The sequence below is a fragment of the Teichococcus rhizosphaerae genome, from assembly GCF_002631185.1.
GTDB classification, from domain to species: Bacteria; Pseudomonadota; Alphaproteobacteria; order Acetobacterales; family Acetobacteraceae; genus Pseudoroseomonas; species Pseudoroseomonas rhizosphaerae.
Genome location: NZ_PDNU01000034.1, coordinates 72,870 through 85,912 on the forward strand (window position 1 = coordinate 72,870; position 13,043 = coordinate 85,912).

Sequence of the window (13,043 nt, forward strand, 5' to 3'; positions counted from 1 at the left end):
TCAGGCGGGCAGGAAATCCGGCACGGAAAGGTAGCGCTCGCCCGTGTCGTAGTTGAAGCCGAGCACCCGCGCGCCCCGCGGCAGCTCGGGCAGCTTGGCGGCGATGGCGGCCAGCGTGGCGCCGGAGGAGATGCCCACCAGCAGCCCCTCCAGCCGCGCCGAGCGCCGCGCCTGCTCGCGCGCCGCCTCGGCCTCCACCTGGATCACGCCATCCAGCACCGCCGTGTCGAGATTGGCGGGCACGAAGCCGGCGCCGATGCCCTGGATCGGGTGCGGCGCCGGGGCGCCGCCCGAGATGACCGGCGACTGCGCCGGCTCCACCGCGAACACTTTAAGCTGCGGCCAGGCCGCCTTGAGCACGCGGGCGCAGCCGGTGAGGTGCCCGCCCGTGCCGACGCCGGTGATCAGCACGTCCAGCCCCTCGGGGAAGTCGGCCAGGATCTCCTGCGCGGTGGTGCGGACATGCACCTCGACATTGGCCGGGTTCTCGAATTGCTGCGGGATCCAGCCGCCCGGCGTCTCGGCCAGCAGCGCCTCGGCGCGGGCGATGGCGCCCTTCATGCCCTGCTCGCGCGGGGTCAGCACGAACTCGGCGCCATAGGCCTGCATCAGCCGGCGCCGCTCGACCGACATGGATTCCGGCATCACCAGCACCAGCCGGTAGCCCTTCACCGCCGCCACCATGGCCAGCCCGATGCCGGTGTTGCCGGAGGTCGGCTCGATGATGGTGCCGCCGGGGGCGAGGCGGCCATCGGCCTCCGCCGCCTCCACCATGGACAGGGCGATGCGGTCCTTGACCGAGCCGCCCGGATTGCTGCGTTCCGACTTCACCCAGACCTCGGCCTCCGGGAACAGGCGGCCCAGCCGGATATGCGGCGTCCGGCCGATGGTCTCGAGCACACTGGCGGCTTTCATGAGCGCGTCATCCTCTGTCTCTTCCGGTGTCTCTTCCGGGGGGGATGCGGGGCGGGTATCCGTCCCAGGGATTGGCACCGGCATGATGGCGCGGATCGCGGGCGCCGGGTAGCGACGGCCTGCGGGGGCAATGCGGCGGCCATGGGCGCGGTTGCGCGCCCCCTTGCCGGGGCGGAAGGATGCGCCGTTAAATGCCCGCACATCACGGCGGCGCGCGCCGCCTTCGCGGAGGCAGGGCCATGGACGAGATCTTCATCGCGGAGGCGGGGGCGACCGCCCGCCGCTGGTCCGGCATCGACATCCCCAATGAGACGGCGCGGCAGATGGCCGCCGACCTGCTGAAGCTGATCGCCGATTTCGAGGCGCTGCGCGGCGGCCTGGGCTTTGAGGACGAGCCGGCCGACTTCGAGGCGGCGCTGCGCGACTGCAAGGAGCCCGGCTGATGTCCGCCGCGCTGTCCGCCGCGGACGACCTCGCCACCCTTTCCCTCGCCGAGGCGGCCGATGCCCTGGCGCGTGGCGAGGTGACCTCGCTCGCGCTGACTGAGGCCTGCCTGGCGCGCATCCGCCGCCACGACAAGGCCCTGAACAGCGTCATCTGGCTGGATGAGGCGGCGGCGCTGGAGGCGGCCGGGGCCGCGGACCGCAGGCGCGCGCGCGGCGAGGCGCTCGGTCCGCTGCACGGCATCCCGATGGCGCACAAGGACATGTACTACCAGGCCGGCAAGCCGTGCAGCTGCGGCTCGGCCATCCGGCGCGACTTCCGCCCCGCCTACACGGCCACCGTCATCAGCCGGCTGGAGGCGGCGGGCGCGCTGACCATGGGCGGGCTCAACATGGCCGAGTTCGCGCAGAACCCGACCGGGCACAACCGCCATTTCGGCGACTGCCAGAACCCCTGGGCGCAGGGCCGCATCACCGGCGGCTCCTCCTCAGGCTCGGGCGTGGCCGTGGCGGCGGGATTCTCCTTCATGGCACTGGGCTCGGACACGGGCGGCTCGATCCGCCTGCCCGCCTCGGCCTGCGGCGTGACCGGGCTCAAACCCACCCAGACGCGCATCAGCCGCCATGGCGTGATGCCGCTCTCCTTCTCCTGCGACAATGTCGGGCCGCTGACCCGCACGGCGCGCGACTGCGCCCGGGTGATGGCCGTGCTGGCCGGGCACGACCCGAAGGACCCGACCAGCGCGCGCGAGCCGGTGCCGGACTACGAGGCGGCACTGGATGGCGACCTGCGCGGCCTGCGTGTCGGCGTGCCGCAGGAATGGTTCCTGGAGGAGGTGGATGCCGACGTGCTGCGCGCCTTTGAGATGTCGCTCGGCGTGCTGCGCGGGCGCGGCGCCACGGTGGTGCCGGTGCGGCTCGCCATGATGCGGGAGGTGCTGACCTATGGCGCCATCGTCAGCCGCACCGAGGCCGCCAGCATCCATGCCAACTGGATGCGCGACCGGCCGGGCGACTTCGCCGCCCACATCAGCGGCCGGCTCTTCCCCGGCTACGCGGTGCCGGCGACCTATTACCTGGAGGCGCTCTCGCGGCGCGGGCCGGTGCTGCGCGGCTTCGCCCGCGCGGCCTTCGGCGCGGTGGACCTGCTGGCCACCCCGGCCATCCCCTGCGCCCTGCCCAGCCTGGCCGAGACGGACATCGACGGGGGCGATCCGGCCGCCCTCCAGCGCTTCGCCGCCGTGTCGCGCAACACCCGGCCCTTCAACTATCTGGGCCTGCCGGCCATCAGCATCCCCTGCGGCTTCGACGACCGCGGCGCGCCGGTCGGGCTGCAGCTGGCCGGCCGGCCCTTCGCCGAGGCGCGGGTGATGCAGGCGGCGGACGCCTTCCAGCGCGACACCGACTGGCACAGCCTCCGGCCGAAGCTCGCCTGAGCGGCGCCCTCCTCCCCGCACGGGCGGGCTGCATCTCCCGCCCCGTTCCGGCCGTTACCGGCCAGGACATTCTCTGGGGCAGCGGGAAGCAGCATGGACGTCGCGGAAATCATGAGCGCCGAGGTCGAGTTCATCGCGCCGGAGGCCACCGCCCAGGAGGCGGCGGAGCTGATGGGGGAGCTGGACGTGGGCGCCCTGCCCGTGGGCAGCGCGGAGGACCTGCGGGGCGTGGTGACCGGCCGTGACCTGCTCTACCGCGTCGTAGCCGCCGGCAGGGACCCGGCCAGCGTCCGGGTGCGGGAGGTGATGAGCAGCCCCGCCATCGCCTGCCGCCCGAATGACGGGCTGCGGCAGGCCATGGACCTGATGACGGCGCAGAACCTGCGCCGGCTCGCCGTGCAGGACGCGCAGGGAAAGGTGGTGGGCTGGGTGACGCTGGCCGACATCGCCCGCCGCCTGCTGGTGGAGGATGCCCGGCTGCAGCAGGCGCTGCGCGGCCTCACCGAGAGCGCGGCCTGAGCCTGCGCCCGCCGCGCCGCCGCAGGTCGGCCGTCACGCTGGGGGGGAGGGCAAAGGCGGCCGCGAGGTAGTCCAGCCAAGCCTGGCCGACGCGCGCCTCGGCGGCGGAAAGCAGGGCGGCGCTGTAGGCATGCGCCCCCAGCCCTTCCCGTTGCAGCGCCGAGAGCAGCTCGGGCAGTGGCGGCGGCGCCTCGGCCAGCGCCGCCCGCTCGGCCGCGCCGCCGCCGATCGCCGCCAGGGCCTCGGCGGGCGGCGGCGCGCCCGTCATCGCGGCGGTGGCCTGCATGCAGCGGGCGAGCAGCAGGCGGTGTGGCGGTGGCAGGTTGCCCAGGTTGAGCGCCAGGGGGAACAGCGTCTGGTGGCGGTTCTGCAGCCAGCCATGCAGCAGCTTGGTGGCCACCTGCTCCTGCAGCAGCCGCTGCGGCGTGGGCGGCGGAGGCCGTGGCGGCGCCGCCCCGGGCGGGGGAGGAGGGGCGGGGGGAGGCGTCGCGGGCAGGGCCAGCGCCTGCCGCTCCAGCAGCTCCGAGCGGCCATCCGCGTTCAGCCCGAGCCATCGCAGGAGGCGCCAGGTCTTGGTGGTCACGGTCTGCGGCGTTCCTGCAACGGAGGGGGAGGGACATGGCGGGGTGGGCGGCACCTTGGGCAACTCGCCGCCCTCCCGCCGGGTTGCGCCGGAACGACCGAGACAGGAACGCGCCCCATGCCGCCGCCACCCCGCCCCGCCCGCGTCACGTCACGCTCCGGGGGCCGCCCATGACCCTCGACCAGGGCCTGGCCTTCGGCATCCTCGGCGTCACGGTGGGGCTGTTCCTGTGGGGGCGCATCGCCTACGAGCTGGTGGCGCTGCTGGCCCTGCTGGCCGGCGTGCTGGTGGGCATCATCCCGATCGACCGTGCCTTCGCGGGCTTCGCCGACGATGTGGTGGTGATCGTCGCGGCCGCCCTGCTGGTCAGCGCCGCCGTGGCCCGCTCCGGCGCCATCGAAACGCTGATGCGCCCCGTCCTGCCCTATCTCGGCAGCACCGCCACCCAGGTTCCGGCGCTGGCGGGCGCGGTGCTGGTCACCTCCATCTTCACCAAGAACATCGGCGCGCTCGCCATCTTCATGCCCGTCGCCCTGCAGCTGGCGCGGCGCACCGGCACCAGCCCCTCCGCCCTGCTGATGCCGATGGCCTTCGCCTCGCTGATCGGCGGGCTGATCACCCTCACCGGCACCTCGCCCAACATCATCGTGGCGCGGGTGCGGGCGGAGGTGACGGGCGAGCCCTTCGGCATGTTCGACTACACGCCGGTGGGCCTCGGCATCGCGCTCGCGGGCATGGCCTTCCTGGCCTTCGGCTGGCGCCTGCTGCCCCGTGGCCGGCGCGGCACGGCCGAGGCGGCGCCGGCGGTGGAGGACTACACCACCGAGGTGCAGCTGCCCGCCGGCTCCCCGCTGGCGGGGCGCGGCGTGGCGGAGCTGCTGGCGATGGAGCCGGGGCGGATCGGTGTCGCCGTCATCATCCGCGAGCGCTTCCGCCGCTTCGTGCCCACGCCCGAGGGCAGGCTCCGCGCCGGCGACACGCTGCTGCTGGAAGGCGACCCGGAGGACCTGGAGCGCGTCATCGCCCGCGCCGGGCTGCGGCTGGCGGCCGCCGAGGACAAGGATGAGGGAGGAGCCAGCGTGGCCGAGGGCGTGGTCACCGCCGAATCCCCCCTGGCGGGCGAGACGGCGGAGCGGGCGCGCTTGCAGGAGCGCTTCGGGGTCGGCCTGCTGGCGGTCAGCCGCAGCGGCCAGCGCATCGCCCGCCGCCTGGGCGGGCTGCGGCTGCGGGCGGGGGATGTGCTGATCCTGCGCGGCGCGGCGCCCGCCATCGCCGGGGCGTTCTCGGCGCTGCGCGTGCTGCCGCTGACGGAGCGCAGCATCGCCCTCGGCCGCAGCCGGCGCAGCTGGGTGCCGCTGCTGGTGCTGCTGAGCGCCATGCTGCTGGTGGCGCTGCATGTGGTGCCGGTCTCCATCGCCTTCTTCGGCGCGGCGGTGCTGCTGCTGGCGCTGCGCAGCCTGAGCCACGGGGAGGCCTATGGCGCGGTGGAATGGCCGGTGCTGATCCTGCTCGGCGCGCTGATCCCGGTGAGCGAGGCGGTGCGCACCACCGGCGGCACCGACCTGATCGCCGCCTGGCTCGAGGGCGCGGCGCGGCACCTGCCGCCGCTCGGCGCGCTGGGGCTGATCATGGCCATCGCCATGGCCGTGACGCCGTTCCTGAACAACGCCGCCACGGTGCTGATGATGGGCCCGATCGCGGCCAGCCTGGCGCAGCGCCTGGGGCTCAGCCCCGATGCCTTCCTGATGGCGGTGGCCGTGGGTGCTGCCTGCGACTTCCTCACTCCCATCGGCCACCAGTGCAACACGCTGGTGATGGGCCCGGGCGGCTACCGCTTCGGCGACTATGCCCGGCTGGGCGCGCCGCTGACGCTGATCGTGCTTGGCGTGGGCGTGCCGCTGATCGCGCTGGTCTGGGGGCTGAGCCCCGGCTAGGGCGGATCCTGTTCGGGGGGTAAGCGCCCGAACAGGCGAGATGCCAGTGAAAACGGCAGCCTGAAGCATCTGCCGCGGGCCGGGGCCAACGGAAAGTGCTCCAGGGCCCAGCCGGTGCCGGCTGCCCGGCCGGAAGCGGGCGGCAAATTGCGGTGCCGGCACGAATCCCTGTTCTCCATCCCCGCGGGATATTGCTAGGCTTTCCCTGAAACAAAGTTTCATTCAATGAAACGCGCCGATGGCGATGCCTGGATGAACAGGCCGTGCGGCGCGGCGCTGGGGAGGAAAAGGAAAGCATGACCCAACACAAGGCCGGGTTCGGCCGCCGCGCGGCCCTGGCCGCCGGCACCATGCTGCTGGCGGGCGGCGCGTCCCGCGCCTGGGCGCAGGCGCCCACGCTCCGCATTGGCGTCCTCACCGACCTCTCAGGTCCCTACAAGGACATCACCGGCGAGACGGGCGCGATCTGCGCGCGCCAGGCCGTGGCCGACTTCAACGCGGCCGAGCGGGGCCTCCAGGTCGAGGTGCTGCTGGCCGACCACCAGCAGCGGCCCGATGTCGGCATGGCCATCACGCGCCAGTGGTTCGACCGCAGCGACGTCGATGTCGTGATGGACGTGGGCAGCTCCGCCATCGCCCTGGCGGTGAGCAACCTCGTCGCCGAGCGCAACAAGGTCCACCTGAACACGGGTGCTGCCTCCTCCGACCTCACGGGCAAGGCCTGCAACGCCAACACCATCCACTGGCCCTACGACACCTGGTCCAACGCCAACTCCACGGCGCGCTCGCTGCTGCGCTCGGGCGGCGACCGCTGGTTCTTCCTCACCGCCGACTACGCCTTCGGCCGGACCATGCAGGCGGATGCCACCCGCATCATCGAGAAGGAGGGCGGGCAGGTGGTGGGCACGGCCATCCACCCCTTCCCGGGCAACACCGACTTCTCCTCCTACCTGATCCAGGCGCGGGCGCGTCGGGCCAACGTGCTGGCCTTCGCCAATGCGGGCACGGACATGCTGAACTGCGTGAAGCAGGCGGCCGAGTTCGGGCTGATGCGCGGCGGCATCCGCCCGGCCGCGCTGGTCGCCTTCATCCAGGACATCAAGTCGCTGGGGCTTGAGACGGCGCAGGGGCTGACCATCAGCGAAAGCTTCTACTGGGACCTGAACGACCGCACCCGCGCCTTCACCGAGCGGCTGAAGCCGCGGCTGACCAACGGCAACATGCCGAACATGGACCATGCCTCCGCCTATTCGGCGACGCTGCACTACCTGAAGGTGGTGGCGGAGATGGGCGTGGCGCGTGCCAAGGCGGACGGGCGCGAGGTGGTGGCCGCCATGAAGCGGATGCCGACGGAGGATGACTGCTTCGGCGCCGGCACCATCCGCGCCGATGGCCGCAAGATCCACCCGATGTACCTGTTCGAGGCCAAGAAGCCTGCCGAGAGCAGCGGGCCGTGGGACCTGCTGAAGCTGGTGGGCACCACCCCGGCCGAGCAGGCCTTCCGCCCCCTGGCGGAAGGCGGCTGCGCCCTGGTTCCGGGCTGAGGGCGGGGCGGGCCGCCAGCCCTCAGGCCGGCGGCCTTTCCTCGCCCTCCCGTTGCAGCAGGGCGGTGTCGATCTGGCCCAGCAGGCGGGAGAAGTCCACCGGCTTCGGGTGGTAGTCGTCGCAGCCGGCCTCGATCACCTTGCCGCGGTCGCCCGACATGGCGTGCGCGGTGAGGGCGATGATCGGGATGCGCGCCGTCTCCTCGGCGCCGCGCAGGGTGCGGGCGGCGGTCCAGCCATCCATCACCGGCAGGTTCATGTCGAGCAGGATGATGTCGGGGCGCTCCGCCCGCGCCATGTCCACGCCCTGCTGCCCGTCATGCGCCAGCACCACCTCGAAGCCCCGGCGGCGCAGGCGGCGGGACAGGAAGTCCCACAACTCCTCATGGTCCTCGACCAGCAGGATCTTCGTCATCGTCAGTGTCCTTTCCTTCCCGCTTCGGCGACCTGCCGCAGTTCATGGACCAGCTCGTGCGGAATGCCGTCCTCGGCCGGCACCACGCCATGCACCTTGCCACGCAGCCGGTTCATGGCCTCCTCCGTCAAGGGGGTGGCAGTGAGGGCGATGATCGGCAGCGAGGTCCAGTCCGGATTGGCGCGCAGCGCGCGGATCAGCGCGAAGCCCTCGCCCCCTTCCGCGCCCTGCACCTCCACCAGCATCATGTCGGGCGGGGGCGCGCGCTCCATGCGCGCCAGGGCGGCCTCGCGCTCCACCGCCTCCTCCACCGTCCAGCCTTCCCGCTCCAGCAGGGCGCGGAGCGCGGCGCGCTGCTCCGCGTCCGGGTCCACCACCAGGGCGAGGCCGGGCGCGGGCTGGGCGCGGTAGCGGTCCAGCACCTGCTTCAGCCGGCGCCACTCGACGGGCTTGTTGAGGTAGTCGGCGGCGCCGAGCGAGAAGGCCAGCCCGCGCTCCTGCACCACCGTCACCATCACCACCGGAATCCGCGCCAGCTCCGGCTCCGCCTTCAGGGCCGAGAGCACGCCCCAGCCATCGAGGCGCGGCATCATCACGTCGAGCAGGATGGCATCGGGCTTCAGCTCGCGGGCCAGGCGCAGGCCGCTCTGCCCGTCCGGCGCCGCGCGCACGGTGAAGCCCTCGCGCGTCAGGAAGCGGGCCAGCAGCTCGCGCGTCGCGGCGTCGTCGTCGATCACCAGCACCAGGCCGGCCTGCCGCTCGGCGGGGGTGGGCATGCCCGCCCGCAGCGCCGCCTCGCCGGTTGGCACCACCCCGTCATCCGCTTCGGCGCGGGCCTCGCGCAGATCGGCCGGCAGGCGCAGGGTGAAGGTGGTGCCGCGCCCCGGCTCGCTTTCCACCGCGATGCGGCCGCCCAGCATGGCGCTGAACGCCTTGGTGATGGCCAGCCCCAGCCCGCTCCCGCCGAAGCGCCGCGTGGTGGTGCTGTCGGCCTGGCTGAAGCGCTGGAACAGCCGCTCGAGCTGCTCGGGCGTCATGCCGATGCCGGTATCCGCCACGCGCAGCACCACCCAGCCGGGCTGTTCGGGATCGGGGGCGGCGGAAAGGCCGATCCGCCCGCCCTCGGTGAACTTCGCGGCGTTGCCGAGCAGGTTGAACAGGCATTGCCGCAGCTTCACCGGGTCCGAATGCATGGCCGGCAGCGCCGGGTCGAGCGTCACGTCGAGCGTGTTGTTCTTCTTGGCGACCAGCGCGCCCACCGTGGCGGCCACCTCCTCCACCAGCTCCCGCGGCGAGAAGTCCTCCGGCTGCACCTCCATCTTGCCCGCCTCGATCTTGGAAAGGTCGAGCACGTCGTTGATCAGGGAAAGCAGGTGGCGGGCATTGGCGTTGATCTTGGCGAGATCCTCGCGGAAGGCCTCCGCCCCTTCCAGCTCCTCCGCCTCCTCCTCCAGCATCTCCGAATAGCCGATCACGGCCGAAAGCGGCGTGCGCAGCTCGTGGCTCATATTGGCGATGAACTGGCTCTTGGCCATGTTGGCGTCCTCGGCGGCCGCCTTGGCGGCGCCCAGCGCCTCCTCCGCCTCGCGCATCTCGGTGATGTCGGTGTTGGTGCCGAACCAGCCGATCAGCTCGCCTTCCGGCGCCTCCTCGTCCGGCTCGTCGCGCAGCGGCAGGGCGCGGGACAGGAACCACCGGTACCGCCCGTCGGCGCCGCGCAGGGGGAAGGTGTCCTCCCACGCCTCGCCGGCGGCGACCGCCGCGGCGAAGCGCTCGCCGACCCGCTCCAGGTGGTCCGGATGGAGCATCTCCTTCCAGCCGGAGCCCTTCATGGCCTCGGCCGTGCCGCCGGTGAAGTCGTACCAGCGCCGGTTGTACCACTGGACCTCGCCCTGAGCGTCGGTCATCCAGGCCATCTGCGGCACGGAATCGACGATCAGGCGGAGCCTGGCCTCGCTGCGGCGCAGCCGGGCCTCCATGCGGTGCCGGGCGGTGACGTCCATGGCGGCGATGCCAATGCCCTCCGCCTTTGCGCCCAGCGGAAACAGGCTGATCTGCAACTGCCGCTGAAGCCCCCGGCCTGGCGTGGGGGGCGGCACCGTCACGGCGATGTCGGCCTGGGCGCGGCCGCTGTTCAGCACCTCCTCCAGCCGGGGCGCCAGCTGCGTGCGCACCGCCTCCGGCCATTGCCCGTCGACCAGCACCTTCTCGCCTAGCATGGCCAGCGCCTTGTTGGCATGGGCCAGCCGCAGCCGCCGGTCCAGAAAGCCGAGGGCGATGGGCGCGTGCTCCATCACGCCATCCAGCAGGGCCGTGGCGCGCTGCTCGGCGCGGCGCCGCGCCATGGCATAGAGGGCGAGCGACAGGCCCGAGAGCAGCAGGGCTCCCAGCATCAGCGCGTTCAGCCCGCCCGCCCACCGGGCCTGCCGCGCGGCCTGCCCCATGGCCAGGAGGCGGGCCTCGTCCTGCACCGTGCGCACCTCGGCGCGCAGCGCATCCATCAGCGCCTCGCCCTGCCCCGTCTCGATGGCGCGCGCGGCCTCCGCCGGGCCCTCGGCGGCGCGGCGCAGCGCCACCACCCGGTCCGCCCATTCGAGCTTCGCGGCCGTCAGCGGGCGCAGCTGCCCGGCCGGCAGGGGCGCTGCCTCGAGCTGCGGCAGCAGGGCCTCGATGGCGCGGCGCGCCGCCCTTCCGGGCTCCAGGTAGCTGTCCTGCCCGGTCAGCACATAGCCGCGCTGGGCCGTCTCCACATCCTTGACGGCGGAAAGCAGCGCCTCGACCTGCAGCACATGGGCATGGCTGGCGGCGACCGCCTCCTGTGCGCGGCGGGCCAGCATCCACTGCGCGATGCCCGCCGCGACCGCCAGCGCCGCCAGCGCGGCGGCGGCGATCAGCACGGGGCGGGAATTCTGCGGCAGGACGCGCTCGGCCAGGCGGTGGAGGGCGGAGGTGGCTGCGGAGCTGGGCAAGGTCGGAATCCGGTGGTGGCCGGGAATAACGCCGCAGGCCGCGCCGGGTTGAGAAAGGCCGGGCAGATGGAAGGGGAGCAGGAAGGGCTGAACCTTTGCCATGGCCTGGCGTTACAGCAGCCTGCGCCGAGAGATACCCGCCATGGCCGAGACGCCCCCTCCCACCGCCTCCTCCGAAGCCATGGACACGCGCGCGGACGCCCCCGCCCTCCGCGTGCTGCAGGGGATCTTCGGCCTGCTGGCGGCGGCCTTCAGCATCGCCGTGCTGGCGCTGGGGCGGGACCTTATCGTGCCGCTGGTGCTCGCGGTGCTGCTGGCCTTCGTGCTGGCGCCGGTGGTCGTGGTGCTGCAACGCCTGCGCGTGCCGCAGGTGCTGGGCGTGGTGGCGGCGGTGCTGCTGGCGGCGGCGGCGATCCTGGGGCTGGGCGTGGTGATGGGCCGGCAGGCCGGGTCGCTCGCGGCCGACCTGCCGGCCTACCAGCAGACCATGGCAGCCAAGCTGCAATCCCTGCGGCTGGGCGAGCTGATGGAGGAGGCGGATTCCGCCCTGCGCAACCTGCGGCAGATGATGGGCGACGGCATCGCCAGGCGGGCGGCCCCGGGCGCCGCCGAGATGCCGCCGCCCGCCACCACCGCCCCCTCCACCGACGGCGCCACGCCGCTCGACGTCATCCGCAGCCTGGCGGGGCCGGTGCTGGCGCCCCTGGCGACGGCCGGCATCGTCATCCTCTTCGCCATCTTCGTGCTGATCTACCGCGAGGATCTGCGCGACCGGCTGATCCGCCTGGCCGGCAGCAGCGACCTGCACCGCACCACCGTGGCGCTGGACGACGCCGCCCGCCGCCTGTCGCGCTTCTTCCTGGCGCAGGTGGCGCTGAACAGCCTGATGGGGCTGACCATCGGGCTGGCCTTGTGGATGATCGGCCTGCCCGGCCCGGCGCTGTGGGGCATCCTCGCCGGGCTGATGCGCTTCGTGCCCTTCATCGGCACCTTCATCGCGCTCGTGCCGCCGCTGCTGCTGGCGGTCGCGGTCGATCCGGGCTGGTCCATGGCGCTGTGGGTGCTGCTGCTCTTCCTGGTGGCGGAACCGCTGATGGCGCAGGTGCTGGAGCCGGCCGTCTATGGCCACAGCACGGGCCTTTCGCCGGTTTCGGTGATCCTGGCGGCGACGGCCTGGACCTTTCTCTGGGGCCCGATCGGCCTGCTGCTGGCCACGCCGCTCACGGTCTGCCTCGTGGTGCTGGGCCGCCATGTGCCGAGCCTCGGCTTCCTCGACGTGATGCTGGGCGACCGCCCGCCCTTGCAGGCGCATGAAAGCTTCTACCAGCGCGCCCTGCAGCGCGACGCGCGCGAGCTTGCCCGCCAGGCGCAGCGCCAGCTGCGCGAGCGCGGCTCGCTGGCCGGCTATTACGATGCCGTGGGCCTTCCCGCCCTGGCCCTGGCCGACCAGGACTGGTCGCGCGAGGTGCTCTCGCCCGAGCGCATGGAGGATGTCCGCGGCGAGGTCGCGGCCCTGGTCGGGAGCCTGGGGAAGGCGCCGCCGCCAGGGCCGGTCCAGCTGGTCTGCGCCGCGGGGCGCGGCCCGCTGGACGACTTGGCCGCCAGCATGGCGGTGCAGGCGCTTGGGGCGGAAGGCCTCCGCGCCACCATCCTGCCGGCCGAAGCCGCGCCTCCGGAGGAAGCGAGCGGGGCCTGGCTCTGCTGCCTGTCGGTGCTGGAGGCGGGCAACAGTGCCGACGGCATCCGCTACCTCATCCGCCGCCTTCAGCGGCAGATGCCGCAGGCGCGGATCGTGGTGGGCCTCTGGCAGGCGGAGGCGGCGAGCCCGCTGCTGGCGGAGCTGCGCGCGGATGCCACTGGTGAGACCATCGTCACATCGCTGGGCGAGTTGGTGGCCCTGAGCCGGGCACGCCCTGTGGCCGGCATCTGACCGCGCCCGCCGGGGAGTGGGGGGTGAGCGGCGCCGGATGGCCGTGACGTCGACTTGTCTTTCAGTGATTTACCATAATATATCTTACGGAGTATTTTAAGGAGGAAGGAAGCGGCGAGACGCGACAGGGGAAGAATTGTTGTTGTTTGGAGGCTTGTGGGCCTACAAGCCACCGAAAACACGATAATCAAAGGTTATAGCGTTCGCCAAAAGGGAAAGCCGTGACGAAAACGCCACGGTTCTTGCTCTTGTCCGGTGACAGGGCACGCTTCCGGTCGTGTCCCACCGCGTGGTGTAGGAGGCGGCCGTCTGGATGAGGGCGGCCATCATGGTGTTCCTCGGTAAGGTTGGGTTG

Annotated in this window: 10 protein-coding genes; 6 read left to right on the forward strand and 4 right to left on the reverse strand. The window is 72.7% G+C overall.

Annotated features, from left to right (window positions below; all coding sequences use genetic code 11):
- Positions 1 to 915 carry a cysteine synthase A gene (gene cysK, locus CR162_RS16130; protein ID WP_099096561.1) on the reverse strand — a complete coding sequence of 305 codons (915 nt, stop codon included), beginning with the start codon at positions 913 to 915 and terminating at the stop codon, positions 1 to 3.
- Between the two features lie 239 nt (positions 916 to 1,154).
- On the opposite strand from cysK, the gene CR162_RS16135 reads away from it, so the two are divergent.
- The 3 genes from CR162_RS16135 (at position 1,155) to CR162_RS16145 (ending at position 3,313) form a co-directional block, all read left to right on the forward strand.
- Entirely contained in the window at positions 1,155 to 1,358 is a 204-nt protein-coding gene (locus CR162_RS16135) for a hypothetical protein (protein ID WP_099096562.1), read from the forward strand.
- Positions 1,358 to 2,794: an amidase gene (locus tag CR162_RS16140; RefSeq protein ID WP_099096563.1), complete on the forward strand. Its 1,437-nt coding sequence runs from the start codon at positions 1,358 to 1,360 to the stop codon at positions 2,792 to 2,794. Before CR162_RS16135 ends, CR162_RS16140 begins: the two co-directional genes overlap by 1 nt.
- 93 nt (positions 2,795 to 2,887) lie before the next feature.
- Positions 2,888 to 3,313: a CBS domain-containing protein gene (locus CR162_RS16145; RefSeq protein ID WP_245870427.1), complete on the forward strand. Its 426-nt coding sequence runs from the start codon at positions 2,888 to 2,890 to the stop codon at positions 3,311 to 3,313.
- On the opposite strand, the gene CR162_RS16150 is transcribed toward CR162_RS16145, so the two are convergent.
- Positions 3,294 to 3,896 carry a hypothetical protein gene (locus tag CR162_RS16150; RefSeq protein WP_099096564.1) on the reverse strand — a complete coding sequence of 201 codons (603 nt, stop codon included), beginning with the start codon at positions 3,894 to 3,896 and terminating at the stop codon, positions 3,294 to 3,296. The two genes, CR162_RS16145 and CR162_RS16150, sit on opposite strands and share 20 nt — an antisense overlap.
- 170 nt (positions 3,897 to 4,066) lie before the next feature.
- Between CR162_RS16150 and CR162_RS16155 the strand changes: the two genes are divergently transcribed.
- Together CR162_RS16155 and CR162_RS16160 are read left to right on the forward strand one after the other, a co-directional pair.
- Complete coding sequence (locus CR162_RS16155) at positions 4,067 to 5,830, forward strand: SLC13 family permease (RefSeq protein WP_099096565.1); 1,764 nt, start codon at positions 4,067 to 4,069, stop codon at positions 5,828 to 5,830.
- A 296-nt stretch (positions 5,831 to 6,126) separates the two neighbouring features.
- Complete coding sequence (locus CR162_RS16160; RefSeq protein ID WP_099096566.1) at positions 6,127 to 7,374, forward strand: ABC transporter substrate-binding protein; 1,248 nt, start codon at positions 6,127 to 6,129, stop codon at positions 7,372 to 7,374.
- 22 nt (positions 7,375 to 7,396) lie between these two features.
- Here CR162_RS16160 and CR162_RS16165 read toward each other — a convergent pair whose 3' ends face one another.
- Both CR162_RS16165 and CR162_RS16170 read right to left on the reverse strand, forming a co-directional pair.
- Positions 7,397 to 7,789: a response regulator gene (locus CR162_RS16165; RefSeq protein ID WP_099096567.1), complete on the reverse strand. Its 393-nt coding sequence runs from the start codon at positions 7,787 to 7,789 to the stop codon at positions 7,397 to 7,399.
- 2 nt (positions 7,790 to 7,791) lie between these two features.
- Positions 7,792 to 10,758 (reverse strand): response regulator, encoded by a 2,967-nt coding sequence (locus tag CR162_RS16170; protein WP_176559880.1) that lies wholly within the window; start codon positions 10,756 to 10,758, stop codon positions 7,792 to 7,794.
- 142 nt (positions 10,759 to 10,900) lie between these two features.
- Between CR162_RS16170 and CR162_RS16175 the strand changes: the two genes are divergently transcribed.
- The gene (locus tag CR162_RS16175) at positions 10,901 to 12,688 is read left to right on the forward strand and encodes an AI-2E family transporter (protein ID WP_176559881.1); all 1,788 of its coding nucleotides are present in this window, start codon (positions 10,901 to 10,903) and stop codon (positions 12,686 to 12,688) included.
- The last annotated feature ends 355 nt before the right edge of the window (positions 12,689 to 13,043 follow it).